The sequence below is a fragment of the Streptomyces sp. NPDC047917 genome (assembly GCF_043204345.1).
Taxonomy (GTDB): domain Bacteria; phylum Actinomycetota; class Actinomycetes; order Streptomycetales; family Streptomycetaceae; genus Streptomyces; species Streptomyces sanglieri.
Genome location: NZ_JBIDCA010000008.1, coordinates 324,090 through 347,870, shown reverse-complemented (window position 1 = coordinate 347,870; position 23,781 = coordinate 324,090). Strand labels below are relative to the sequence as shown.

Here is a 23,781-nt window from a genome sequence, read left to right as displayed (position 1 = left end):
CTCGGCTCAGTCGTGGTCCGCCGCGGCCTGCTCGACGAGCGGGATGATCCGCAGCGGGACCGGGTTCTCCATGACGATGGCCGTGGAGGCCCGGACAATGCCATCAAAACCGACAACCCGGTCGATGACCCGTTGGAGATCGGCGTTGGAACGCGCGACGAGCCGGCAGAGCATGTCGCCGTGCCCGGTGGTGGTGTGCAGCTCCAGCACCTCGGGCACGCCGGTCAAGTGGGCCCGCACGTCCGCCCCTTGGCCCTGCTTGATCTCCAGGGTGGCGAACGCGGTGACGGGGTAGCCGAGCGCCGCCGGATCGACCGCCGGACCGAAACCGCGGATGACGCCATTCGACTGAAGCCGGTCGAGCCGGGCCTGCACCGTCCCGCGGGCCACGCCGAGTCTGCGCGATGCTTCCAGTACGCCGATGCGGGGCTCGCGGGCCAGCAGCACGATCAGCCGCCCGTCCAGATGATCGATCGCCATGGTCCGCTCCGAAGGGTCGACGTGATGGTCATCATGTACAGATAGCCCGCCCATCATCCCCATGCGCTATACAGATTGCCCAGTGATTCCGTGAACTATTGCGCACCTTGCGAAGCGGCGAGAGCCTTCGGACATGACTGAGACTCTGCACACCACCCCCGAAACAGCCCGGCAGGCCGACCCCTTCCCGGTCAAGGGAATGGACGCGGTCGTCTTCGCCGTCGGCAACGCCAAGCAGGCCGCGCACTACTACTCGACGGCGTTCGGCATGAAGCTGGTCGCCTACTCCGGACCGGAGAACGGCAGCCGCGAGACGGCGAGTTACGTACTGACCAACGGATCGGCCCGTTTCGTCTTCACCTCCGTCATCAAGGCCGCCACCGACCACGGACGCTTCCTCGACGCCCATGTGGCCGAGCACGGCGACGGCGTCGTCGACCTGGCCATCGAGGTCCCGGACGCCCGCGCGGCCTACGCGTACGCGGTCGAGCACGGCGCGCGCGGCCTCGACGAGCCGCACGAGGTCAAGGACGAGCACGGCACCGTCGTGCTCGCCGCGATCGCCACGTACGGCAAGACCCGTCACACCCTCGTCGAGCGCACCGGCTACGAGGGCCCGTACCTGCCCGGCTACGCCGCCGCCGAGCCGATCGTCGAGCCGTCCGCCAAGCGCACCTTCCAGGCCATCGACCACTGCGTCGGCAACGTGGAACTCGGCCGGATGAACGAGTGGGTCGGCTTCTACAACAAGGTCATGGGCTTCACCAACATGAAGGAGTTCGTGGGCGACGACATCGCCACCGAGTACTCCGCACTCATGTCGAAGGTCGTCGCCGACGGCACCCTCAAGGTCAAGTTCCCGATCAACGAACCGGCGATCGCCAAGAAGAAGTCCCAGATCGACGAGTACCTGGAGTTCTACGGCGGCGCCGGCGTCCAGCACATCGCGCTCGCCACGAACGACATCGTCGCCTCGGTACGGGCGATGCGCGCCGCGGGTGTCCAGTTCCTGGACACGCCCGACTCCTACTACGACACCCTCGGCGAGTGGGCGGGCGAGACCCGCGTGCCGGTGGAGATCCTGCGCGAGCAGAAGATCCTCGTCGACCGCGACGAGGACGGCTACCTGCTGCAGATCTTCACCAAGCCGGTCCAGGACCGCCCGACCGTCTTCTTCGAGATGATCGAGCGCCACGGTTCGATGGGCTTCGGCAAGGGCAACTTCAAGGCCCTCTTCGAGGCGATCGAGCGCGAGCAGGAGAAGCGCGGCAACCTCTGATCCCTCGGGTCGGCAGCCTCCGAACCCGATCGACCGGCACGCGGCCGGCCCCGGGCTCCGTCAGGGGGAGCCCGGGGCCGGCTGCCGTGCTTCGGGCCGTTCCGGTTCGGACTCCGGGGCCGGACGCGGCCTTGGCGGGCCGCCCGGCGGGGGAGGAGCCAGATCGTCCAGGGCCTCCTGGGCGGCGGGCCCGGCCAAGGGGGAGAACCCGGGGTTGGTGCGCAGGGCCTCTTCCAGATTGCGGCGGGCCGGACCGTACTCCCGCAACGCCTGCTGGATCATGCCCAGGTGGTACGCGTACGCGGCGTTCTGCCCGCCCGTGTCGACCGCGCTGGCCGCGTACTCCAGCGCGGCGGACGGGTCGCCGGAGCGGTGCAGGGCCCAGCCCAGGGCGTCCGCCACCGCCGCGCTGCGGTGCGGGCGCGCCCACTCGGCGTCCAGCAGCCCGACCGCCACAGCCGGATCCCCGTGGTCGGCCTCGAAACGGCCGCGCAGCAGCGCGTGGTCCACGCCCTGACCCTCGTCCCTGGCGAGTGCCCGGCGAAGCTGCGCGTACTGCTCGTCGGCCTCCGTGCCCAGCCCCAGCGACTCGTACAGCTCGCCCAGCTCCAGCAGGTATTCGGGCCGGGGGAGTTGCGTCAGCGCCGCCCGGTAGTCGCGCTGGGCCTCGTCGGTACGGCCGAGCGCCACCAACGCCCTGGCCCGCCCCGCGAGCGACGCGTGGTGGGCCCGGTCGGTACGCAGTGCCGCGCCGAACTGCGCGACCGCCTCCTCGGGCTCGCCCCGCTCCCAGGCCAGTTCGCCCAGCAGATGCAGACACTCCGCCTTCTGCGCGGGCGTGGTCGCCCGGTCCGCCGCGTCCCGCGCGCCGGCTAGTGCCTCCTCGCGCCGGCCGCGGTCCCGCTGCATCCGTGCCGTCTGCACGAGCGCCGGAACCCCCGCACGCAGCGCCGTGAAACGCTCCACCGCCGAGTTCACGGCCTCGTGGTCCCCGAGCCCGCCGTACGCGTCGATCAGCGCCGGATAGACGGCCCACTGCTTCGGCTCCCGCGCCCGCACGGTCTCGCCCCACTTCCGCGCCGCGACGAAGTCGTGCCGGGCATCGGCGAGCTCCGCGAGCCCCACCAGGGCCGCCGTGTTGCCGTTCTCACCCGGCTGGACGTTCAGCGAGCGCTTCAGCGCCTGTTCGGCCCGGCCGTAGTACGCCGCGTCCGCAGAACGCCGCCCCCACTCCACGTAGGCCGTGCCCAGCAGTGCCCAGGACCGCGCGTCGGACGGATGCGTGCCCACCCACTGCTGCCGGTCCCCGATCAGCGCCGTCAGATCGGAGAGCGAGGCCGGGGCACCGGCGGCGGTCGCCCTCAGCGCACGCTGGACCGGGCCGGGCACGGGCGGCCGCGACGCCTTCTTCCCGTCCTCCGGAACGGCCACCACCGCACCCGTCACCAGCACCGCACCCGCCACCACGCCCAGGGCCGCCCGGCGCAGCGTCGTACGCAACGAGAGCGGCGGGGGCTCGGCCAGCGACTCGGGATCGACGAGCGAGGAGAGCGCGGAGGCGCCGACGGGGGCGAAGGAAGCGCTGGGGGCGGAAGGAGCGGAGAGGGCGGAAGGGGCAGAGGGAGCAGAAGAGGCAGAAGGGGTAGAAGAGGCAGAAGGAGTGGAGGGGGCGGAGACGTCAAGGGGAGGGGAGCTGCTCGGATCAGGGGGCTGCGGAGGCTGCTGCGGCATGACATCCATGCCGATCACTCTGCGTCAGTAATAAGAGCACACCGCGCCTTGCGAAGGCCGCGGCAGACGGGTTCACACCAATGGGCCCGGGTGTCACGCTTGGATCATGGACGGTCTTCTCGAACAACTTCGTGCCGGTCTGCCCGCCGACGCCCTGATCACGGATCCCGACGTCACCGCCTCGTACGCCCACGACATGGCGAGCTTCTGCGAGGCGGGCACACCCGCGGTCGTCGTGCTCCCGCGCACCGTCGAGCAGGTCCAGCACGTCATGCGCACCGCCACGGCCCTGCGCGTCCCGGTCGTCCCGCAGGGGGCGCGTACCGGCCTGTCGGGCGCGGCCAACGCCTCCGACGGCTGCATCGTGCTGTCCCTGGTGAAGATGGACCGGATCCTGGAGATCAGCCCCGTCGACCGGATCGCGGTCGTCGAACCGGGCGTCGTCAACGCGGTGCTGTCCCGAGCGGTCGACGAGCACGGTCTCTACTACCCGCCGGACCCCTCCAGCTGGGAGATGTGCACCATCGGCGGCAACATCGGCACCGCGTCCGGCGGCCTGTGCTGCGTGAAGTACGGGGTCACCGCCGAGTACGTACTCGGCCTGGAGGTCGTGCTCGCCGACGGGCGGCTGCTCACCACCGGCCGGCGCACCGCGAAGGGCGTCGCCGGATACGACCTCACCCGGCTCTTCGTCGGCTCGGAGGGCAGCCTCGGCATCGTCGTCAAGGCCGTGCTCGCGCTGAAGCCCCGGCCGGCGCAGCAGCTGGTCCTGGCCGCGGAGTTCCCGAGCGCGGCGAGCGCCTGCGACGCGATCTGCCGGATCATGGAGCGTGGTCACACTCCGTCACTCCTCGAACTGATGGACCGTACAACGGTCCGGGCCGTCAACAAGATGGCCCACATGGGCCTCCCCGACACCACCGAGGCGCTCCTGCTCGCCGCCTTCGACACCCCGGACCCGTCGGCCGATCTGGCCGCCGTCGCCGAGCTGTGCACCGCCGCGGGCGCCACCGACGTGGTTCCCGCCGAGGACGCCGCCGAGTCCGAGATGCTGCTCCAGGCCCGGCGGATGTCGCTCACCGCGCTGGAGACCGTCAAGTCGGCCACGATGATCGACGACGTCTGCGTACCCCGCTCGAAGCTCGGCGCCATGCTGGAGGGCACCGCGGCCGTCGCCGAGAAGTACGACCTCACCATCGGTGTCTGCGTGCACGCGGGTGACGGCAACACCCACCCCGTCGTCTGCTTCGACCACACCGACGCCGACGAGTCCCGGCGGGCCCGCGAATCGTTCGACGAGATCATGGCCCTCGGCCTGGAGCTCGGCGGCACGATCACCGGCGAGCACGGCGTCGGCCTCCTGAAGAAGGAGTGGCTGGCGCGCGAGCTCGGCGAGGTCAGCGTCGAGCTGCACCGGGGCATCAAGCAGGCGTTCGACCCGCTGGGGCTGCTCAACCCCGGCAAGGTGTTCTGACAGCCGGGATGGCCGGGATAGCCAGGGCGGCCGGGCGAAACGGCGCCCGCTCACGCCTCGCCGTCCTGCGACTCGTCCGACGGCCACGGGTCGCGCAGCCACAGGTCGTCGGCCGGCAGCGGGGCGAGCAGCTCGGCGAGGCCCTCGTCGATCCCGAGCCGCTCGGCCTCCGTGCCGGGCGGGACCACCCGCAGCGTCCGCTCCACCCAGGCGGCCACCGCGGCGGACGGCACCTCCAGGAGAGCGTTCCCGTCGGGCGAGGTCAGCGCGACGAAGATGACGTTGCGCCGGTCGACCTTGGTCGGCCAGATCCGGACGTCCCCGTGACCGCACGGCCGGAACACGCCCTCGACCAGCAGGTCGCGGGCGAACGTCCAGTGCACCGGGAATTCGGAGCCGATGTGGAAGGCCACGTGCACGGCGTACGGGTCCGCTGTCCGGTACGTCAGACGGGCGGGGACGGGGATGCTGCGCTCGGGCGACAGGACCAGCTTGAGTTCCAGCTCGCGTTCCACGGTGGTGTGCATGAGTGCGTCCTTCCGGTGTGCGTGGACCGGTCCCATGACCGGCCTGCACAGGGAGAGAGCGCCCTCCACGCCATCTATTACGCGACTTCCGGGAAAAACTTTCGGGCGACGGGAAAGCGGCCCAAACCCCTGGAGTGGCCCAGGGGTACGCGGGCGTCTGGTAGATGTGGACCCGTTGCATTCAGGCCTCGAAGAGATACGGGACCACGGTGATGAGCGCCCCAACCCCGGCACCCGGTGACGAAAGCCCCCGCGAGGGGTACTACCCCGACCCGTCCATTCCCGGATATGTCCGGTACTGGAACGGTGCTTCGTGGGTGCCAGGCACAAGCCGCCCGGCTCCTGAGCAGGGCGGGTCGACGCCGGTGACACCCTCCGGAGAAGAGCCCTCCGCACCGGTGCCCGAGCCCCAGCCACAGCCACAGCCCCAGCCACAGCCGCAGCCGCAGCAGTCCGCACCGCCTCCCGCTCCGGCTCCGGCTCCGGTGGACGAGACCGGTCCGGTTTTCCTGGACGAGGGACCGCACGCGGACAACCGCCCCGAACCGGCCACCGCCTGGCAGGCCGACGCCTCCCGGCAGACCGGATTCGGCGGCGAACACGACCGGCGGGTCTCCTGGGGCGGCGGGCAGCCCGGCGAACCGGGCGGACAGGACGGCGAACCGGGCCGGCCGGACAGGCAGAACGATCCGCGTACGCCCACGGACCGCGCCCCGGCCGACCCGGTGCCGGGCGATCGCGTCCCGGCGGTCCGCGCCCCCGCGCCGGACCCGCGACAGCCCGCCGCCTCTCCCGCGCTTCCTCCCGCACCTTCTCCTTCTCTTCCCGCTCTTCCCGCTTCTTCTTCTCCCTCTCCGTCGTCGTCTCCCGCACCGTCGTCTCCCGCACCGTCGTCCCCCGCGCCGGAGAACACCGTTGCGATCCGGATCGGCCGTCAGGGCCGCCCCGGCGGCGGTACGGATGCCGGCACGGGCGACGCGGGACGCCCGCCCACCGACGGGACGGTCACGATCCGGGCCGTGGGACGGGGCGGCGGCCCGCCGGCCCGTCGGGCGACCGAACCGGCGGTATCGGAGGGGACGATGGCGATCCGCGCGATCGCCCCGGGGCCGGGCGCACAGCCCTCCGCCCCGGCGCAGAATCCCGCCCCGGCGCAGAACCCCGCCCCCGTGCAGGGCCAGAATCCCGTGCAGGGTCAGAACCCTGCGCAGGGCCAGAACCCCGCGCAGCGGCAGAGTCCCGCGCAGGCTCAGAATCCGGCCCCCTGGGCGCAACAGGGCAATCAGCCCGCCCCGCCACCCGCTCAGGCAGCCCATCCCCAACTTCCGGCGCAGCAGTCCCAGCCGCAGCCCCAGCCCCAGCAGCCCCAGCTCCGCCCCCAGCCGCAGCAGTCCCAGCAGTCCCAGCAGCCCGTCGTGCCCTGGAAGCCGCCGGTCGACGACCCCTTCCAGCAGCTCGCGCAGGCCCAGGCGGCGGCCAGGCCCGCCGGGCTCGGCAAGCGGTTCGTCGCCCGGCTGATCGACAGCGTCGTGCTGATGGCGCTCGTCGGCGCGATCGGCTTCCCGCTCGTCTCGCAGGCGCTGGACCACATCGACGAGAAGATCAACGCGGCGAAGCTCTCCGGTGAGACGGTCACCGTCTGGCTGGTGGACCCCACCACGGCCGGCCTGTTCGGCGCGATGCTCGGCGCGTTCCTCGTGCTCGGGGTCCTGCTGGAGGCGCTGCCGACGGCCAAGTGGGGCCGCACCCTGGGCAAGAAGCTCTGCGGGCTCGAAGTACGGGACATCGAGTCCCACGGCCCACCGTCCTTCGGCGCCGCGCTGCGCCGATGGCTGGTCTACGGCGTGCTCGGCATCCTGGTGATCGGGGTGGTCAACGTGCTGTGGTGCCTGATCGACCGGCCGTGGCGCCAGTGCTGGCACGACAAGGCGGCACACACCTTCGTGGCGGGCTGACCGCACCCGGTCGGCCGACGGCCCACCGGGTGAAGGGCCGTCGGGGCCGGGGTTCCCCCGAACGCACCTGAGCCGTTGCGGGCGCCTCCGGGGCGGGATGCACTGCCCCCATGAGCAACGATCAGCCGACGTCCGGTCAGCCGCCCGAGGACGACCCGTTCCTCAAGAAGCCGCATGAGCCCCCGCCGTCGTCGGGCTCGCCGTACGACAGCGCTCCGCCCCCGCCCCCGCCGCCGTACGATCCGGGCCCCTACGGCGGCGGTGGACCGTACGGCGGTGCGGATCCGCTGGCCGGCATGCCGCCGCTCGCGGAGCCGGGCAAGCGCATCCTGGCCCGGCTGATCGACTTCCTGATCATCTCGATCCCGCTGTATCTGATCTCGCTGCCCTGGGGCGGCGCGGTCGAGGTGACGGACAACAACGGCAACGGCAGTGACGTCGGCGACGTCTTCAGCCAGACGTACAGCGGGCACCAGTTGATCTGGTCGCTCATCGGTCTGGTCGTGTACGTCGCCTACGACACGTACTTCACGCACAAGGACGGCCGGACCATCGGCAAGCGGCTGCTGAAGCTGCGCGTCGCGATGCTCAACGACGGGCGGGTGCCGGACACCGGTGCCTCGTTCCTGCGGGCCGTGGTGCTGTGGCTGCCGGCGCTGCTGTGCTGCCCGTGTCTGTGGTGGCTGATCAACATCGTGCTCATGTTCACGGACAAGCCGTACCGGCAGGGCCTGCAGGACAAGGCCGCGAAGACAGTGGTCGTCCAGACCAACTGACGCAGCCGGCCCCGGCCCGTACCGGCTGACGCCGCCGGTCCCGGCCCCGTCCCGAGACCCAGTCCCGCGGTCCCCTCCCGCGGCCCCGGTGGCTCAGTGGCGTACGGAGTGCCGGCTCACGTGCTCGTCCGCGGCGGCCGCGGGCCGCGGTGCGGCCTCGCGGGGGGCGGAGACCGGGGCATGGGCCCCGTCGCGGGCGAGGCCCTCGGCCTCGACGGCCGCGGAGACCGCGTCCTGATTCACCCGGACCGCGGAGCGGGCACCTGTCCGCCTCGCGGTTTTCGCGCGTGACGGCTGGGGTACGGTCACGGCCACCAGCAGACCGAGCGCGAGCGCCGCGGTCCCGATGACGGCGATGCCGAGGCCCGACCCCGTACGGGAGAGCAGCAGCATGGCGAGGGTCGAGAAGATGACGGTGACCGAACCGTAGGAGAGCTGTGCGGCTGTGGGACGCGGCATGGCGGTATCCGTCCTCGGGGCGTCGGATGGGCGGTCTCTCAACACGGTCGCACTGTCAAGCGACTCTACGACGGTGGATGCCCGAGCGGAGCCACCGGTAAGCACGGCCTAACCCAAGGTGCCGGTGCACAGGGGGCGCACGGAGTCATTCGCCGCTCCAACCGTGGTCCGCGACGCGCCGGTTGGCCCCTTGTTGAACGTCCGGATAACGGAAGCGTTCTCCTGCATAGTGCACTTGGCCTGTCCAAGTCAAGATCTGTCTTTTCTCGCGTAACTCCGGTCGAATGTCGTCACTTGTGACGCGTATTCGCGCGCGCGGCCCACATCACCCCCTGGCCGCAGCGGCGAGCGCCGGGGAGGACTGCATCAAGTGACCACAAACAGACGGGCGCTTCGCGCCGCTGCGGTTGTCGTGGCCATGGCCGCCACTGCCGCCACGGCGTCGGCTTTCGCCACGGCCCAGGCAGACGACAAGGCGCCGGGAGCCAAGAGCACCAGCGTCGACCGCCGTGACCCGGGGTCGGCCAAGGGCAACGAGCACGACCTGAAGGGCCCGTTCAGCGAGCAGCAGGACGCACAGCGTCAGGCCGCCCTTGAGCAGGTCATATCGGGCGACAAGAAGATCTCGAAGCGGGGCGGCTCCAAGGTCGTCAAGCTCGACGACAAGAAGTACGTCGAGCTCGGCCGCGAGAAGACGGACAAGATCTTCACGATCCTGGTGGAGTTCGGCGACAAGGTCGACAACACCACCATGTTCGACCCGGACGGCGACGGCCCGAAGCCGGCCGTCCCGAAGTACGGGGGCACGCCCGGCCCGCTGCACAACAAGATAGCCAAGCCGGACCCCAAGAAGGACAACAGCACCGCCTGGCAGGCCGATTACAACCAGGCGCACTTCCAGGACCTCTACTTCGGTGAGGGTGCCGGCAAGGACTCGCTGAAGACGTACTACGAGAAGACGTCCTCCGGGCGCTACTCGGTCGACGGCGAGGTCTCCGACTGGGTCAAGGTGCCGTACAACGAGGCCCGTTACGGCTCGAACTACTGCGGCTCGACCAACTGCGCCAACGCCTGGGACATGATCAAGGACGGCGTGAACGCCTGGGCCGCCGATCAGAAGGCCCAGGGCCGTACGCCCGAGCAGATCAAGACGGATCTCGCCAAGTACGACCAGTGGGACCGTTACGACTACGACGGCGATGGCAACTTCAACGAGCCCGACGGCTACATCGACCACTTCCAGATCGTCCACGCCGGCGAGGACGAGTCCGCGGGTGGCGGCGTCGAGGGCACGAACGCCATCTGGGCCCACCGCTGGTACGCCTACGGCACCGACGCCGGCGCGACCGGCCCGGCCGAGAACAAGGCGGGCGGCACCCAGATCGGTGACACCGGCATCTGGGTCGGCGACTACACCGCGCAGCCCGAGAACGGCGGCCTGGGCGTCTTCGCCCACGAGTACGGCCACGACCTGGGTCTGCCGGACCTCTACGACACCACCAACACCGCCGAGAACTCGGTCGGTTTCTGGTCCCTGATGTCGGCCGGTTCCTGGCTCGGCAAGGGCAAGGACTCGATCGGTGACCTGCCCGGCGACATGACCGCCTGGGACAAGCTGCAGCTGGGCTGGCTCGACTACGCCGAGGCCAAGGCCTCGACGAAGTCCACCCACAAGCTGGGCGTGTCGGAGTACAACACCAAGAACAAGCAGGCGCTCGTCGTCACGCTGCCCGAGAAGCCCGTCACCACCGCCGTCACCAAGCCGGCGGAGGGCTCCAAGCAGTGGTGGAGCGACATGGGCGACAACCTGAACAACACCCTGACCCGCTCGGTCGACCTCACCGGCAAGTCCAAGGCATCCCTGGACCTCGCGGGCTGGTGGGACATCGAGAAGGACTACGACTACCTCTACGCCGAGGTGTCGGACAACGGCGGCACCAGCTGGACCGCGATCGACGGCACGGCCGACGGCAAGGCGATCACGCGCGACGCCAGTGACAAGCCGGCCCTGACGGACGTCTCCGGCAAGTACCAGAAGCTCTCGTACCCGCTGGACGCGTACGCGGGCAAGAAGATCGACGTCCGCTTCCGTTACGCCACCGACGGCGGCGCGGGCGGCATCGGCTTCGCCGCGGACACCATCTCGGTGACCGCCGACGGCGCCGCGCTCTTCACGGACAACGCCGAGGGCGACGACAACGGCTGGACCGCCAAGGGCTTCTCCCGCGTCGGCGAGTCGTTCACCAAGGACTACCCGCAGTACTACATCGCGGAGAACCGCCAGTACGTCAGCTACGACAAGACCCTCAAGGTCGGCCCGTACAACTTCGGCTTCTCCAAGACCCGTCCGGACTGGGTGGAGCACTACCCGTACCAGAACGGTCTGCTCGTCTGGCTCTGGGACAAGTCCCAGAAGGACAACAACGTGTCGCAGCACCCCGGCCAGGGCCTGATCCTGCCGGTCGACGCGCACGCCAAGCCCCTGAAGTGGGCCGACGGCACGATCATGCGCAACAAGATCCAGCCGTTCGACGCTCCCTTCAGCTGGTACGCGACGGACGCCTTCACGCTGCACAACGCGGACGCGCCGGTCCGGGTGAAGTCGCAGCGCGGCATCCCGGCCTTCGACGACCACAAGGGCACCTACTGGTACAAGGAGAACCCGACCGGAAGTGTTCAGGTCCCTGACACGAACACCCGGATCTCGATCGTCAAGGAGCCGCGCAGCGGCCAGACGATCACCGTCAAGGTCGGTCCTTCGCACAAGTAGTCCCGTATAACCGCAGGTCAAAGCATGATCGGCCGTCGCCCTCTAGCGGGCGGCGGCCGATCGTGTTTAGGTGCGTCTTGTTCGGATTCTTATTGACACGACGTCTCACGGGGGAGCGCGGAACATGGCAGGCGGAGGATTCTGCAGGTTGCCGGACGGCAATGTGGTGGTGGCGATCACCCTGCCCCATCCGGCCGACGGACCGGGTTCCGGCACCCCGGTCCGGGTCCTGGTGCACGCGGCCAACCGGGCCCGCGCCCTGACCCGGCTGCGCAACGCCGGACTGCGCGCGGTCTACCTCCGCGGCAACGCAGAGCCGCCCACCCCCGACGAGATCACCGCCGTGCTGCACCACCCCGACGGGCTCCTCTGGCGCGCCAGACCGGAGCGGGCACAGGAGCTCTGGCACCCGATCCGGGCTCTGCTCCGCCCGGCCATCCCCGTCCGGCGGCCGGCCTGAGACACGGGGCTCCGGGCTCCGGGCTCTGGTCTCCGGGCTTCGGGCCGCGAACAGGCCGGACAGGTGCCAGGGCCTCGGCCCGGGTCGGGCCGGAGCCCGGGCTGGTTCGGGCGAAAGGCCCTAGACCACCGGCTTGCCGGTCAGCTTCACGCCCGCCCTGCGGAGCTCCTCCAGTGCCCGCTCCGTGGTCGTCTCGGCGACCCCGGCGGTCAGGTCGAGCAGCACATGCGTCGTGAAGCCCGCGCGGACCGCGTCCATCGCCGTCGCCCGCACACAGTGGTCGGTCGCGATGCCGACCACGTCGACCTCGGTGACATGGCGCTCCCGCAGCCAGTCGGCCAGCCCCACACCGTTCTCGTCGAGGCCTTCGAAGCCGCTGTACGCCGCCGCGTAGGCGCCCTTGTCGAACACCGCGTCGATCGACCCCGAGGCGACCGCGGGGGCGAAATTCGGGTGGAAGCCGACGCCCTCCGTGCCGGCCACGCAGTGCGGGGGCCAGGAGTGCTCGAAGTCCGGACGGTCGGAGAAGTGGCTGCCCGGGTCGACGTGGTGGTCGCGGGTGGCCACCACATGGCGGTACCCGGCCTGGGCCTCGCCGATCAGGTCGGTGACGGCGGCGGCGACATCGGCGCCGCCCGCCACGGCGAGGCTGCCGCCCTCGCAGAAGTCGTTCTGAACGTCGACGACGATCAACGCGCGGTGCATGACGGGTGTCCTTAGGTGGGGGACGGTCGGCGGTCGTGGGGGTGTGGGCGGGTTCGAGCCTTGTGGGGGGCGCATTTCGAGCCTAGAGACTCCGGCCCCGGATAGGGAGGGGACGGGACGGAGCCCTTGCGGCGTCCAGCGCCACAGACACGGCCGGAGCCGGAGCCGCATAGGTGAATGGGGCTGAGGGGGTGACCGGGGCTGCTGGGGTGATCCGGGCGGCTGGGGTGACCCGGGCGGCCCCGGTCACCGCACCGCACGGCCCACGTCAGATGTACTCGGTGGGAATCACCGGTTCGCCGCGCGACAGCTGCACCGCCGACATCGGCAGCCCCGCCCGCGCCGCGATGTGCCGCTCGCGCGCCGCGTCCAGCGGCTCGCGGGCGATCACCTCGCCGTCCTTGACCAGCTCCGCCAGCAGCTGCCGGTCGGCCAGCTCGGCGGGTACCGCGCCGGTGCCGATCACCTCGGCCTCGGCGATCCCGTGCTCGTCCAGCCGGCGCGCGGCCCACTTGCGACCGCCCACCGACGACTTCGCGCCGAGCGACTTCTTGGCCACCGGACGCAGCGGCTCGGCGGGATCGGCGGAGCCGGCGCGGGCGACGAGCTTGTAGACCATCGAGCAGGTGGGCTGCCCGCTGCCGGTCACCAGCTGCGTGCCCACCCCGTACGCGTCGACCGGCGCCGCCGCCAGCGAGGCGATGGCGTACTCGTCCAGGTCCGAGGTCACCACGATCTTCGTCTCCGTGGCGCCCAGCTCGTCCAGCTGCTGCCGCACCCGGTGCGCGACCAGCAGCAGATCGCCGGAGTCGATCCGCACCGCGCCCAGCTCGGTCCCGGCGACCTCGACCGCCGTACGGACCGCCTCGGTGACGTCGTACGTGTCGACCAGCAGCGTGGTGCCCCGGCCGAGCGAATCGACCTGGGCCCGGAACGCGTCGCGCTCGGTGTCGTGGAGCAGCGTGAAGGCGTGGGCGCTGGTCCCGACGGTCGGGATGTTGTAGCGGAAGCCCGCCGCCAGGTCGGAGGTGGTGTTGAAGCCGCCGATGTACGCGGCACGCGCCGACGCCACCGCCGACAGTTCATGGGTGCGTCGTGCACCCATCTCGATCAGACCGCGCCCGCCGGCCGCGGCGGACATCCGTGAGGCCGCGGCGGCGATCGCCGAGTCGTGGTTGAGGATCGACAGGATCACCGTCTCCAGCAGCACGCACTCGGCGAAGGAGCCCTCGACCCGCAGGATCGGGGAGCCGGGGAAGTACACCTCGCCCTCCGGGTAGCCCCAGATGTCGCCGCTGAAGCGGTAGTCGGCCAGCCAGGCGAGGGTCGGCCCGTCCACCACGTTCTGTTCGCGCAGGAAGGTGAGCATCTCGTCGTCGAAGTGGAAGTTCTCCACCGCGTCCAGTACCCGTCCGATGCCCGCGACGACGCCGTAGCGCCGCCCTTCGGGAAGCCGGCGCGTGAACGCCTCGAAGACCGAGCGCCGATCGGCCGTGCCGGCCTTCAGCGCGGCCTGCACCATCGTGAGCTCGTACTGGTCGGTGAAGAGCGCGGTCGACGGCACACCGACCCGTCGCCCAAGGTCCGCAGAGTTCATGTTCCGGATGCTACCCCTATTTCGTCAGAGTGACGAGATCTCGGGTCGTTTGTGCGATGCCCCCTCCCGAGTGGCAGCATGGGGTGGGTGAGCGTCGCCCCCACAGAGATCACGCGTCCCGAATCGGCCGAGGAGAGTCTTGTCGTCCCCGAGCCCGACGTCCCCTGGGTGACGCTGGTCCACAACGACCCGGTCAATCTCATGAGCTATGTGACCTATGTCTTCCAGGCCTACTTCGGCTACTCCAAGGACAAGGCGCACAAGCTGATGCTGGACGTCCACCAGAAGGGGCGCGCGGTCGTCTCCAGCGGCAGCCGCGAGGAGATGGAGCGCGACGTCCAGGCCATGCACGGCTACGGACTGTGGGCCACGCTCACGCAGGACCGCAACTAGACCTCCCCGCCGGACCTCCCCGCCCGTCCGCCCGACTCCTGCCCCGCCCGACCCACCATCGGAGAAAACCCATGGCCGGCCACTTCGAGGCCACTCCCGGCGGCGGCGCGGCCGTCGCGCTCGACGAGGTGGAGATCGCGATCCTGCGCTCCCTCGCCGTCCAGCTGCTGGAACTGATCGGTCCCGGCGACGAACCCGCCGAGGACGCGGACCCGCTCGCCGCCCTCTTCGCGGAGGGGCCCAGCGAGCCGCCCACCGACCCAGCCCTGGCCCGCCTCTTCCCCGAGGCGTACGGCGACCAGGACACCGAACTGCGGGCCGCCTCCGCCGAGTTCCGCCGCTTCACCGAGAACGACCTGCGCGCCCGCAAGCGCACCGACGCCCTCGCCGTCGTACGCACCCTGGACGCGCTCACGGTCACCGGGGACGACGGCGCCGTGCTCGAACTCACCGGCGACGAATGCCGCAACTGGCTCGGCGCCCTCAACGACCTCCGGCTCACCATCGGCACCCGCCTGGAGGTCTCCGACGAGGACGAGGGCGAGGCCGGATCGCTCTACCGGCTCCCGGACAGCGACCCGCGAAAGCCGATGGTCATGGCCTACCTCTGGCTCGGCGCGCTCCAGGAGACGCTCGTGGAAACGCTGATGCCGTAAGGGCTGTCCCGAAACCGTGCGGCGGTGCGGTGGTGCCGCGGTGCCGTGGTGCCGCGGTGCGGCGGTGCCGCGCTCCCGGAGGGCGCCGAGTGTTCGCTCAGCGGATGCTCAAATCCGAATAACGATCCCGTCACCTGAACGGTCGTCTTTGCTGCGGCAGGAAACTCTTGTCCGCTTTTAACTGTGGTGTACGCCACAGAACGTCAGGTGGGTCGCCCGAGTGGCCGTGATAGATCTTCACGACCACTCGGGCACGCCACCCCTGTTCCCGAGGGCGCCAAGAGCCGGCCACCACCGGCGGCACTCCATCCATATCCGGGGGGATCAGGAACCGATCCGCAGCCTCGACGGCGCGGATCGGCGTGGAGAAAGGCGCAGCACATGACATCGGCGCAGGTCGACAAAGGGAACAGCGGCGGGCAGGCCGTAGAGGTATCGGAATCCGGCGCGCCCGGTGAGGGATACCAGCGGGCCCTCGGTGCCCGCCAGATCCAGATGATCGCCATCGGCGGGGCCATCGGCACCGGGCTCTTCCTCGGTGCGGGAAAGGCGATCGCCAAAGCCGGGCCCAGCCTCGTCCTGGCCTATGCCGTCGCGGGCCTGGTGATCTTCTTCATCATGCGGGCCCTGGGCGAACTCCTCATGTACCGGCCGGTCTCGGGCTCCTTCTCCGAGTACGCCCGTGAATTCATCGGCCCCTTCGCGGGCTTCGTCACCGGCTGGACCTACTGGCTCTTCTGGGTCGTCACCGGAATCACCGAAGTCACCGCCGCAGCCCAGTACATGACGTTCTGGTTCGACATTCCGCAATGGATATCCGCACTGATCTTCACGGTCATCCTCTACGGGGTGAACCTGATATCCGTGAAACTCTTCGGCGAACTCGAATTCTGGTTCTCGATGGTCAAGGTCACCGCCATCGTCGGCATGATCCTCATCTGCGCCGGAATTCTCACCCTCGGCTTCTCCGACGCCGGGGACACCGCGTCCGTCAGCCACCTCTGGGCCGACGGCGGCTTCTTCCCGCACGGCATCAAGGGCACCCTGATGACGCTGCAGATCGTGATGTTCGCCTTCCTCGCCGTCGAACTGGTCGGCGTCACCGCGGGCGAGTCCAAGGACCCGAGGACCGTCCTGCCCAAGGCCATCAACACCGTGCCGTGGCGCATCGCCGTCTTCTACGTCGGCGCGCTCATCATGATCCTCTCCGTGGTTCCGTGGACCGAGTTCCAGCCCGACGTCTCGCCGTTCGTCGCCGCCTTCAAGAAGATGGGCCTCGGCCTCGGCGCCGGCATCGTCAACTTCGTCGTGCTGACCGCCGCGCTCTCCTCCTGCAACTCCGGCATGTACTCCACCGGCCGCATGCTGCGCGACCTCGCCCTCAACGGGCAGGGCCCGAAGTTCTTCACCAGGCTCACCAGGAGCGGCACCCCGCTCGTCGGCACCACGTTCTCCGCCGCACTGATGCTCGTCGGCGTCTGGATCAACTACCAGTGGCCCGGTGACGCCTTCACCTACGTCGTCTCGTTCGCCACCATCTCCGGCATGTGGGCCTGGATCATGATCCTGATCAGCCAGCTCCGCTACCGGCGCCTCTCCGACCTCGGCGTGCTCCCGCGGTCGGACTTCCGGGCCCCCGGCGCCCCGTACACCAGCGTCTTCGCGCTGTTCTTCATCGCCGTGGTCATCGTGATGATGGGCATCGACAAGGACACCAGGATCTCGCTGTACTGCGCCCCGCTCTGGGCCGCGCTCCTCGGCATCTCGTACGTGGTCCTCAAGGCCCGCAACCCCGGGAACAAGGCCTTCGCGAAGAACTGAACCCCCTTTACCACCCGGCCGCCCCAACGGCCATGTCCACCATGCGGGCCCTCTCGGACCACACTTCGGTACGAGAGGGCTCGCCTATCCTGGCGAAATGCTGACCATCACCCAGGCGCTGTACGACCAGATCGTCGCGCACTCCCGTGCCGACCACCCCGACGAGGCGTGCGGCGTGGTCGCGGGCCCGGAGGGGACCGGCCGCCCCGAGCGGTTCATCCCGATGCTCAACGCCGCCCGCTCGCCCACCTTCTACGAGTTCGACTCGGCCGACCTCCTCAAGCTCTACCGCGAGATGGACGACCGCGACGAGGAGCCGGTGATCGTCTACCACTCCCACACCGCGACCGAGGCCTACCCCTCCCGCACCGACGTCACCTACGCCAACGAGCCCGGCGCCCACTACGTGCTCGTCTCCACGGCGGACACCGACGACGCGGGCCCCTTCCAGTTCCGCTCGTACCGCATCGTGGACGGTGTGATCACCGAGGAGGACGTCGAGGTCGTCGAGGCGTACGAACCCGCCTGACCCCGCCGCACCACCGGAAACCGGCCGGACGGGACCGGGCTCACTAACGGTCCCGTCCACCTGTCGAACACCGGGCATCCATCAGGTGAGATCACACTCGGGATTACGGACCGGGAATCGATACGATGAGCGCATGGTTCTCCATGACGTGAGCGACAAGACGCCGGGCACGCTGCTCGTCGCGCGCCTGCACGTCGACCTGTGCAGGCTCTCCAGCGCGATCTGTACGTGCCGCCTGCCCGCCGGCCGCAAGGTCTGAGCCGGGCCCGCGGCCCCCAACACCACACGTACGCACCACCCCCGCGCGGGGGCAGAGCCGCGCGCCCCACGTCACCTCTCCGCTTCCGACAGGAGCCCACGCCATGGCCATCGAGGTCCGCATCCCGACCATCCTCCGCACCTACACCGACGGCGCCAAGGCCGTCGAGGGCGACGGAGCGACCCTCGCCGACCTCTTCACGGACCTGGAGAGCCGGCACAACGGCATCCGCGAGCGCATCGTCGACGGCGACCAGCTCCGCCGCTTCGTGAACGTCTACCTCAACGACGAGGACGTCCGCTTCCTCGACGGCATCTCCACCAAGCTCAGCGACGGCGACAACGTCACCATCCTCCCGGCCGTCGCCGGCGGCATGAACTGATGCGGTACGACAGCCCGCTCGCCGCGGTGGGCAACACCCCGCTCGTCCGCCTGCCGCGGCTGTCACCCTCCGACGACGTCCGGATCTGGGCCAAGCTGGAGGACCGCAACCCCACCGGCTCGATCAAGGACCGCCCCGCGCTCCACATGGTCGAACAGGCGGAGAAGGACGGCCGGTTGACCCCCGGCTGCACCATCCTGGAACCCACCAGCGGCAACACCGGGATCTCGCTCGCCATGGCGGCCAAGCTCAAGGGCTACGGCATCGTGTGCGTCATGCCGGAGAACACCTCCCAGGAGCGGCGCGACCTGCTCGCCATGTGGGGTGCCGAGATCATCTCCTCCCCGGCGGCGGGCGGCTCCAACACCGCCGTCCGCGTCGCCAAGGAACTGGCTGCCGAGCACCCCGACTGGGTCATGCTCTACCAGTACGGAAACCCGGACAACGCGGGCGCCCACTACGCCACCACCGGCCCGGAGATCCTCACCGACCTCCCGTCCGTCACCCACTTCGTGGCCGGCCTCGGCACCACGGGAACCCTGATGGGCGTCGGCCGCTACCTGCGCGAACACAAGCCGGACGTCAAGATCGTCGCCGCCGAGCCGCGCTACGACGACCTCGTCTACGGACTCCGCAACCTCGACGAGGGCTTCGTCCCCGAGCTCTACGACGCCTCGGTCCTCACCACCCGCTTCTCCGTCGGCTCGGCCGACGCCGTCACCCGCACCCGCGAACTCCTCCAGCAGGAGGGCATCTTCGCGGGCGTATCCACCGGCGCCGCGCTCCACGCGGCGATCGGCGTCGGAAACAAGGCCGTCAAGGCGGGAGAACCGGCCGACATCGTCTTCGTCGTCGCGGACGGCGGCTGGAAGTACCTGTCGACGGGCGTCTACACAGCCCCGACCACGGAAGCGGCCATCGAGACCCTGCACGGCCAGCTCTGGGCCTGACAGCCTCCGGGGAGGTGCGCCCGGCGCGGGCGCACCTCACCTCACCTCATCCGAGGTTCCGCACCCGCTCCCACACCGCCGGGTCCACGACCCCCACCCGGCGCCGGAACCCGCGTACCGCGACCTCCCGCAGCTCGTCCGTCTCCAGGAAACTCGCCCGGCCCTGAGCGTCACCCACCGTTCCCGCGGGCAGCGCGATCACCCCGGGCCGGTCCGCGTGATGCTTGCTGGTGATCTTCGCGACGAGCGCCGAGCCACCCCGTACCGACAGCACCAGACAGGGCCGGTCCTTCGCCCCGGGCCCGTCCTCGTACGGCACCTCGGCCCACCAGATCTCCCCCGGCCGCGGCCGCCGCTCCGGCCCACGTCCGGGCCCCGCCGGCGGGCGCGTCCGGCCGCCCGGACGCCCACCCGAGCGCGCCCCCTCCGCCCCCGCCGACCTGCGGGAACCCCCACGGGGCCGACGCCCGCCACGCCCCCGCCCATCGGCGACCGCCGCGACGAGCGCGAGCAGCACGACAAGAACGAGCGCGATCCACCACCAGGACATGTCCATGCCCCGACCGTACCGGCGTCGGCACCCCTTCCATCGAACCGGTGACAGAGCAGGTGAGTTCCCCCACAACGGACGGCCGTGGAGGAGCGACCGGCTGTTTCGCGCCTTACGCTCGACGGACCGCTCAACAGACCGCACGAACCCTCCCCGTTCCCACGTCTCGGAGGTTCACGCTCCATGAAGCTCACCGTCGTCGGCTGCTCCGGCTCGTTCCCGTCCGCGGGATCAGCGTGTTCGAGCTACCTCGTAGAGGCCGACGGCTTCAGGCTGCTCCTCGACATGGGCAACGGCGCCCTCGGCGAGCTGCAGCGCCATGTCGGTCTCTACGACCTCGACGCCATTTTCCTCAGTCACCTCCATGCCGATCACTGCATCGACATGTGCGCGTACTTCGTCGTCCGCTACTACCGGCACGACGGCGGACGCCCCGCCCCCATCCCGGTCTACGGGCCCGAGGGCACCGAGCAGCGGCTGACCACCGCGCACGCCGACACCCCGTCCGAGCACGCGATGGGCGAGGTCTTCGACTTCCACACGCTGAAGCCCGGATCGTTCGAGATCGGCCCCTTCTCGGTCCGCACGGAGAAGCTCTGCCACCCCGTCGACACCTTCGGGATCCGCATCGAGCACGGCGGCCGCTCGCTGACGTACTCCGGCGACACGGGAGTCTGCGAGGCCCTGGACGAACTCGCCGAGGGCGTCGATCTGTTCCTGTGCGAAGCATCGTTCATCCATGGCAAGGAGGACATCCCGGACCTCCACCTCAACGGCCGCGAGGCCGGCGAGACCGCCGCCAGGGCCGGCGTGGGACGCCTGGTCCTCACCCACATCCCGCCGTGGACCGACGCCGGCCGCAACCTGGCCGACGCCCGCGTGGTCTTCGACGGACCGGCGGAGGTGGCGGTGCCGGGGGCGGTGTACGAGATCTAGTGCCTCTCGTGCCACTCCTGCGCGCAGCGTCGCGGACAGCACGAAGCCCTCACCTCCCGCCGGGGAGGTGAGGGCTTCGTCGTGTGCCGGGCGCGGCCTACTTCGCCTCGGCCTTGAGGAGCTCGGCGAGCTCCTCGTCCGACTCACGGCCCGGAGTCGGCAGGTTGAACCTGGTGATCGCGAAGCGGAAGACCACGTAGTAGATCACCGCGAAGCAGAGGCCGACCAGCACCAGCATCCACGGCTTGCTGGCGATGCCGAGGTTCAGGAAGAAGTCGACCGCGCCGGCGGAGAAGCCGAAGCCGTCCTTCATGCCGAGGCCCCAGGTGAGGGCCATCGAGACACCGGTGAGCACCGCGTGGATCGCGTACAGCACCGGGGCGATGAACATGAAGGTGAACTCGATCGGCTCGGTGACACCGGTCACGAAGGCGGTGAGCGCGAGCGAGAACATCATGCCGCCGACGACCTTGCGGCGCTCCGGGCGGGCGCAGTGCACGATGGCGAGGCAGGCGGCCGGGAGGGCGAACATCATGATCGGGAAGAAGCCGGTCATGAACTGTCCGGCCGTCGGGTCACCGGCCAGGAAGCGGTTGATGTCGCCGCTCTTGCCGTGGAACTCACCGGCCTGGAACCACGGGAACGAGTTCAGCAGGTGGTGCATGCCGACCGGGATGAGCGCACGGTTGGCGACACCGAAGATGCCCGCGCCGACCGCGCCGGAACCGACCAGCCACTCGCCGAAGTTGTGCAGCCCGGTGCCGAGGACCGGCCAGATGTAACCGAAGACGATGCCGATGACCAGGCCCGCGAAGGCGGAGAGGATCGGGACCAGGCGGCGGCCGCCGAAGAAGCCGGCCCAGGCGGGCAGCTTCGTCCGGTAGAACTTCTGGTAGAGCAGCGCGACGACGATGCCCATCACGACACCACCGAGGACCTTGGCGTCCACCGGGGCGTCCGTCATGACGACCTTGCCGTCGACCACCGTCGCGACCTGGGGAAGGTTGCTGTCGGTGAAGGTGGCGAGCACCTTCTGGAAGACCAGGTAGCCGGTGACGGCGGCGAGCGCGGTCGAACCGTCCGACTTCTTCGCGAAGCCGATCGCGATGCCGACGGCGAACAGCAGCGCCATGTTGTCGAGGATCGCGTTGCCGCCCGCGGCCATGAAGCTCGCGATCTTGGTGACGAAGTCCGGGAACGAGTCCCTGCCGAGCATGTCGTTGTTGCCGAGACGCACCAGGAGCGCGGCTGCGGGCAGCACCGCGACCGGCAGCATGAGGCTGCGGCCGATGCGCTGCATGACCGACATCACGCCGGCACCCTTCTTCTTGGTGACCGCGGGTGCGGTGTCTGCCGTGGACATCAACTTCCTCCATGGGGCAAGGCGCCGCCCAGGTCGTTGGATGGGGGGAGGCGGCGACTCTAGAAACGCGGCAGAGTGCCACGTGGTCTGGACCACTCAGTGGTGTAGACCAGTTGTAGCACGGTGAAGGTTGGATAAGGAACCTGTACATTCCGACTACTTCGCATGAGCGATCGCCCACGCTCGGTGACACGGCAGAAGGCCCCCGGACCACGCGGGTCCGGGGGCCTTCGGGACTGCTCGGGACGGGTCGGCAGCCCGTCCGATCTGCTACTTCGTGAGGTTCCTCTCGATCTCCTCCTCCAGCTCGTCGGGTTCGCGGCCCGGTGTCTGGAGGTTGAACCTGGTGATCGCGAACCGGAAGATCGCGTAGTACCCGGCGGCGAAGACCAGTCCGATCGGAATGATCAGCCAGGGTTTGGTCGCCAGGCTCCAGTTGATGACGTAGTCGATCAGACCCGCCGAGAAGCTGAAGCCGTCCTTCACCCCGAGCGCCCACGTCACCGCCATCGAGACACCGGTGAGCACCGCGTGGATCCCGTACAGCAGCGGTGCGACGAAGAGGAAGGAGTACTCGATCGGCTCGGTGATGCCCGTCACGAACGACGTCAGGCCGACCGAGAGCATCATGCCGCCGACCGCCTTCCGGCGATGCGGTTTGGCGCAGTGGTAGATCGCCAGCGCCGCCGCGGGCAGGGCGAACATCATGATCGGGAAGAAGCCCGAGGTGAACTGGCCGGCCGTCGGATCACCCGCCAGGAACCGGTTGATGTCACCGTGCACGACCGTGCCGTCCGGCTTGGTGAAGTCGCCGAACTGGAACCAGACGAAGGTGTTCAGGAACTGGTGGAGGCCGATGACCAGCAGTGCGCGGTTGGCGAGACCGAAGATGCCGGAGCCCACCCAGTCCAGGTCCACCAGCCACTTGGAGAAGCTGGTCAGGCCGTCACCGATCGGCTGCCACAGCCAGGCGCACAGGCCCGCGAAGAGCAGCCCGACGAAGGCCATGATGATCGGGACGAGCCGGCGGCCGTTGAAGAAGCCCAGCCAGTCCACCAGCTTGACCCGGTGGTACCGCTGCCAGAACCAGGCGGACAGCAGCCCCATCACGATGCCGCCGAACACCCCGGGGTTCTGGTACGCGGCCGCCGTGACCTTGGCGTCGCCGGTGACACAGGTGCCGAACCAGGTGCCGCCGGAGGTGAACGTCGAACCCGGGGCGCAGTCCACCGGGAAGGCGTGCAGCACCGCGTAGTAGACGAGGAAGCCGGCCACCGCGGCGAGCGCGGTCGAACCGTCCGACTTCTTCGCCATGCCGATCGCGACACCGATGCAGAACAGCAGCGGAAGGCCGAGCCCCGAGTCGAGCAGCGCGCCGCCCGCCGCCGCGAACACCTTGGCGATGTTGTTCCAGCCCAGGCCCTCGTCGCCGAATACGTCCGGCTGGCCCAGCCGGTTCAGAATGCCGGCCGCGGGCAGGACGGCGATCGGCAGCTGAAGACTGCGTCCCATCTTCTGGAGACCCTGGAAGAGGCCGTTCCACCACGTCTTCTGTGGCACTGCGGCGCTGCTCGAACTCATCGGCATCCTCCCGGAACAAGGCGCGTTCGGCGGTCGTTGCAGACTGGTGTAGACCAGTTGAGGTACGGTGCGTAACCCGCCTGGAAGACAGGGCACCGGTGATCGTCATCATTGGGGACGGTCCAGCCACCCGCTCGCGAAGCTGGGC

General features: G+C 69.7%; 23 protein-coding genes. 14 read left to right on the top strand and 9 right to left on the bottom strand.

The genetic code is table 11. The features are described from left to right. Positions 1–6: 6 nt before the first annotated feature. Positions 7–480 (bottom strand): Lrp/AsnC family transcriptional regulator, encoded by a 474-nt coding sequence (locus tag ACGF8B_RS21540; RefSeq protein ID WP_124723287.1) that lies wholly within the window; start codon positions 478–480, stop codon positions 7–9. 133 nt (positions 481–613) lie between these two features. Between ACGF8B_RS21540 and hppD the strand changes: the two genes are divergently transcribed. Beyond that, positions 614–1,759 carry a 4-hydroxyphenylpyruvate dioxygenase gene (hppD, locus tag ACGF8B_RS21535; RefSeq protein ID WP_392740806.1) on the top strand — a complete coding sequence of 382 codons (1,146 nt, stop codon included), beginning with the start codon at positions 614–616 and terminating at the stop codon, positions 1,757–1,759. A 60-nt stretch (positions 1,760–1,819) separates the two neighbouring features. Here hppD and ACGF8B_RS21530 read toward each other — a convergent pair whose 3' ends face one another. Beyond that, positions 1,820–3,499 (bottom strand): tetratricopeptide repeat protein, encoded by a 1,680-nt coding sequence (locus ACGF8B_RS21530; protein WP_392740803.1) that lies wholly within the window; start codon positions 3,497–3,499, stop codon positions 1,820–1,822. A 97-nt stretch (positions 3,500–3,596) separates the two neighbouring features. On the opposite strand from ACGF8B_RS21530, the gene ACGF8B_RS21525 reads away from it, so the two are divergent. After that, positions 3,597–4,964: an FAD-binding oxidoreductase gene (locus ACGF8B_RS21525; RefSeq protein WP_392740801.1), complete on the top strand. Its 1,368-nt coding sequence runs from the start codon at positions 3,597–3,599 to the stop codon at positions 4,962–4,964. Between the two features lie 50 nt (positions 4,965–5,014). Here ACGF8B_RS21525 and ACGF8B_RS21520 read toward each other — a convergent pair whose 3' ends face one another. Beyond that, complete coding sequence (locus ACGF8B_RS21520; protein ID WP_342287117.1) at positions 5,015–5,491, bottom strand: SsgA family sporulation/cell division regulator; 477 nt, start codon at positions 5,489–5,491, stop codon at positions 5,015–5,017. Between the two features lie 212 nt (positions 5,492–5,703). Between ACGF8B_RS21520 and ACGF8B_RS21515 the strand changes: the two genes are divergently transcribed. Together ACGF8B_RS21515 and ACGF8B_RS21510 are read left to right on the top strand one after the other, a co-directional pair. Then, complete coding sequence (locus ACGF8B_RS21515) at positions 5,704–7,446, top strand: RDD family protein (RefSeq protein WP_392740798.1); 1,743 nt, start codon at positions 5,704–5,706, stop codon at positions 7,444–7,446. Positions 7,447–7,556: 110 nt separating this feature from the next. Next, positions 7,557–8,222: an RDD family protein gene (locus tag ACGF8B_RS21510; protein WP_266493292.1), complete on the top strand. Its 666-nt coding sequence runs from the start codon at positions 7,557–7,559 to the stop codon at positions 8,220–8,222. Positions 8,223–8,315: 93 nt separating this feature from the next. Here ACGF8B_RS21510 and ACGF8B_RS21505 read toward each other — a convergent pair whose 3' ends face one another. Beyond that, complete coding sequence (locus ACGF8B_RS21505) at positions 8,316–8,681, bottom strand: hypothetical protein (protein ID WP_392740795.1); 366 nt, start codon at positions 8,679–8,681, stop codon at positions 8,316–8,318. A gap of 370 nt (positions 8,682–9,051) precedes the next feature. Here ACGF8B_RS21505 and ACGF8B_RS21500 point away from each other — a divergent pair, with 370 nt between their 5' ends. Both ACGF8B_RS21500 and ACGF8B_RS21495 read left to right on the top strand, forming a co-directional pair. After that, positions 9,052–11,451 carry an immune inhibitor A domain-containing protein gene (locus tag ACGF8B_RS21500; RefSeq protein WP_392740793.1) on the top strand — a complete coding sequence of 800 codons (2,400 nt, stop codon included), beginning with the start codon at positions 9,052–9,054 and terminating at the stop codon, positions 11,449–11,451. A gap of 124 nt (positions 11,452–11,575) precedes the next feature. Further along, positions 11,576–11,911, top strand: a complete 336-nt coding sequence (locus ACGF8B_RS21495; RefSeq protein ID WP_342287123.1) for a hypothetical protein — start codon at positions 11,576–11,578, stop codon at positions 11,909–11,911. Between the two features lie 120 nt (positions 11,912–12,031). Here ACGF8B_RS21495 and ACGF8B_RS21490 read toward each other — a convergent pair whose 3' ends face one another. Together ACGF8B_RS21490 and ACGF8B_RS21485 are read right to left on the bottom strand one after the other, a co-directional pair. Further along, positions 12,032–12,616, bottom strand: a complete 585-nt coding sequence (locus ACGF8B_RS21490) for an isochorismatase family protein (RefSeq protein ID WP_392740789.1) — start codon at positions 12,614–12,616, stop codon at positions 12,032–12,034. A 268-nt stretch (positions 12,617–12,884) separates the two neighbouring features. Further along, positions 12,885–14,213 carry a nicotinate phosphoribosyltransferase gene (locus ACGF8B_RS21485; RefSeq protein ID WP_392740785.1) on the bottom strand — a complete coding sequence of 443 codons (1,329 nt, stop codon included), beginning with the start codon at positions 14,211–14,213 and terminating at the stop codon, positions 12,885–12,887. A 78-nt stretch (positions 14,214–14,291) separates the two neighbouring features. Between ACGF8B_RS21485 and clpS the strand changes: the two genes are divergently transcribed. The 7 genes from clpS to ACGF8B_RS21450 all read left to right on the top strand — a co-directional run bounded on the left by clpS (position 14,292) and on the right by ACGF8B_RS21450 (position 19,203). Then, entirely contained in the window at positions 14,292–14,606 is a 315-nt protein-coding gene (clpS, locus tag ACGF8B_RS21480) for an ATP-dependent Clp protease adapter ClpS (RefSeq protein WP_124723297.1), read from the top strand. Positions 14,607–14,677: 71 nt separating this feature from the next. Next, a complete protein-coding gene (locus ACGF8B_RS21475; protein ID WP_392740781.1) occupies positions 14,678–15,262 on the top strand; it encodes a DUF2017 domain-containing protein in 585 nt (194 codons plus the stop codon). 381 nt (positions 15,263–15,643) lie between these two features. Beyond that, positions 15,644–17,083 carry an amino acid permease gene (locus tag ACGF8B_RS21470; RefSeq protein ID WP_392740778.1) on the top strand — a complete coding sequence of 480 codons (1,440 nt, stop codon included), beginning with the start codon at positions 15,644–15,646 and terminating at the stop codon, positions 17,081–17,083. Positions 17,084–17,180: 97 nt separating this feature from the next. Further along, a complete protein-coding gene (locus ACGF8B_RS21465; RefSeq protein WP_392740776.1) occupies positions 17,181–17,612 on the top strand; it encodes a Mov34/MPN/PAD-1 family protein in 432 nt (143 codons plus the stop codon). Between the two features lie 133 nt (positions 17,613–17,745). Then, a complete protein-coding gene (locus ACGF8B_RS21460; RefSeq protein WP_392740773.1) occupies positions 17,746–17,871 on the top strand; it encodes a putative leader peptide in 126 nt (41 codons plus the stop codon). 103 nt (positions 17,872–17,974) lie between these two features. Continuing rightward, on the top strand, positions 17,975–18,253 hold the full coding sequence (locus ACGF8B_RS21455) for a MoaD/ThiS family protein (RefSeq protein ID WP_392740770.1): 279 nt from the start codon (positions 17,975–17,977) through the stop codon (positions 18,251–18,253). Further along, positions 18,253–19,203 carry a PLP-dependent cysteine synthase family protein gene (locus ACGF8B_RS21450; protein WP_392740768.1) on the top strand — a complete coding sequence of 317 codons (951 nt, stop codon included), beginning with the start codon at positions 18,253–18,255 and terminating at the stop codon, positions 19,201–19,203. Before ACGF8B_RS21455 ends, ACGF8B_RS21450 begins: the two co-directional genes overlap by 1 nt. 46 nt (positions 19,204–19,249) lie before the next feature. On the opposite strand, the gene ACGF8B_RS21445 is transcribed toward ACGF8B_RS21450, so the two are convergent. Continuing rightward, positions 19,250–19,759 carry a type II toxin-antitoxin system PemK/MazF family toxin gene (locus ACGF8B_RS21445; RefSeq protein ID WP_392740765.1) on the bottom strand — a complete coding sequence of 170 codons (510 nt, stop codon included), beginning with the start codon at positions 19,757–19,759 and terminating at the stop codon, positions 19,250–19,252. Positions 19,760–19,936: 177 nt separating this feature from the next. On the opposite strand from ACGF8B_RS21445, the gene ACGF8B_RS21440 reads away from it, so the two are divergent. Next, positions 19,937–20,689, top strand: coding sequence for an MBL fold metallo-hydrolase (locus ACGF8B_RS21440; protein ID WP_392740762.1), 753 nt, complete (start codon positions 19,937–19,939; stop codon positions 20,687–20,689). A 97-nt stretch (positions 20,690–20,786) separates the two neighbouring features. On the opposite strand, the gene ACGF8B_RS21435 is transcribed toward ACGF8B_RS21440, so the two are convergent. Further along, positions 20,787–22,052, bottom strand: coding sequence for a PTS transporter subunit EIIC (locus tag ACGF8B_RS21435; RefSeq protein ID WP_392740759.1), 1,266 nt, complete (start codon positions 22,050–22,052; stop codon positions 20,787–20,789). A 270-nt stretch (positions 22,053–22,322) separates the two neighbouring features. Continuing rightward, complete coding sequence (locus ACGF8B_RS21430) at positions 22,323–23,633, bottom strand: PTS transporter subunit EIIC (RefSeq protein WP_392740756.1); 1,311 nt, start codon at positions 23,631–23,633, stop codon at positions 22,323–22,325. Positions 23,634–23,781: the final 148 nt, after the last annotated feature.

Coding starts and splice junctions, on each gene's coding strand:
- ACGF8B_RS21540 (WP_124723287.1), bottom strand. CDS start 480: ATGGCGATCGATCATCTGGACGGGCGGCTGATCGTGCTGCTGGCCCGC.
- hppD (WP_392740806.1), top strand. CDS start 614: ATGACTGAGACTCTGCACACCACCCCCGAAACAGCCCGGCAGGCCGAC.
- ACGF8B_RS21530 (WP_392740803.1), bottom strand. CDS start 3,499: ATGGATGTCATGCCGCAGCAGCCTCCGCAGCCCCCTGATCCGAGCAGC.
- ACGF8B_RS21525 (WP_392740801.1), top strand. CDS start 3,597: ATGGACGGTCTTCTCGAACAACTTCGTGCCGGTCTGCCCGCCGACGCC.
- ACGF8B_RS21520 (WP_342287117.1), bottom strand. CDS start 5,491: ATGCACACCACCGTGGAACGCGAGCTGGAACTCAAGCTGGTCCTGTCG.
- ACGF8B_RS21515 (WP_392740798.1), top strand. CDS start 5,704: ATGAGCGCCCCAACCCCGGCACCCGGTGACGAAAGCCCCCGCGAGGGG.
- ACGF8B_RS21510 (WP_266493292.1), top strand. CDS start 7,557: ATGAGCAACGATCAGCCGACGTCCGGTCAGCCGCCCGAGGACGACCCG.
- ACGF8B_RS21505 (WP_392740795.1), bottom strand. CDS start 8,681: ATGCCGCGTCCCACAGCCGCACAGCTCTCCTACGGTTCGGTCACCGTC.
- ACGF8B_RS21495 (WP_342287123.1), top strand. CDS start 11,576: ATGGCAGGCGGAGGATTCTGCAGGTTGCCGGACGGCAATGTGGTGGTG.
- ACGF8B_RS21490 (WP_392740789.1), bottom strand. CDS start 12,616: ATGCACCGCGCGTTGATCGTCGTCGACGTTCAGAACGACTTCTGCGAG.
- ACGF8B_RS21485 (WP_392740785.1), bottom strand. CDS start 14,213: ATGAACTCTGCGGACCTTGGGCGACGGGTCGGTGTGCCGTCGACCGCG.
- clpS (WP_124723297.1), top strand. CDS start 14,292: ATGGGGTGGGTGAGCGTCGCCCCCACAGAGATCACGCGTCCCGAATCG.
- ACGF8B_RS21475 (WP_392740781.1), top strand. CDS start 14,678: ATGGCCGGCCACTTCGAGGCCACTCCCGGCGGCGGCGCGGCCGTCGCG.
- ACGF8B_RS21470 (WP_392740778.1), top strand. CDS start 15,644: ATGACATCGGCGCAGGTCGACAAAGGGAACAGCGGCGGGCAGGCCGTA.
- ACGF8B_RS21465 (WP_392740776.1), top strand. CDS start 17,181: ATGCTGACCATCACCCAGGCGCTGTACGACCAGATCGTCGCGCACTCC.
- ACGF8B_RS21460 (WP_392740773.1), top strand. CDS start 17,746: ATGGTTCTCCATGACGTGAGCGACAAGACGCCGGGCACGCTGCTCGTC.
- ACGF8B_RS21455 (WP_392740770.1), top strand. CDS start 17,975: ATGGCCATCGAGGTCCGCATCCCGACCATCCTCCGCACCTACACCGAC.
- ACGF8B_RS21450 (WP_392740768.1), top strand. CDS start 18,253: ATGCGGTACGACAGCCCGCTCGCCGCGGTGGGCAACACCCCGCTCGTC.
- ACGF8B_RS21445 (WP_392740765.1), bottom strand. CDS start 19,759: ATGGACATGTCCTGGTGGTGGATCGCGCTCGTTCTTGTCGTGCTGCTC.
- ACGF8B_RS21440 (WP_392740762.1), top strand. CDS start 19,937: ATGAAGCTCACCGTCGTCGGCTGCTCCGGCTCGTTCCCGTCCGCGGGA.
- ACGF8B_RS21435 (WP_392740759.1), bottom strand. CDS start 22,052: ATGTCCACGGCAGACACCGCACCCGCGGTCACCAAGAAGAAGGGTGCC.
- ACGF8B_RS21430 (WP_392740756.1), bottom strand. CDS start 23,633: ATGAGTTCGAGCAGCGCCGCAGTGCCACAGAAGACGTGGTGGAACGGC.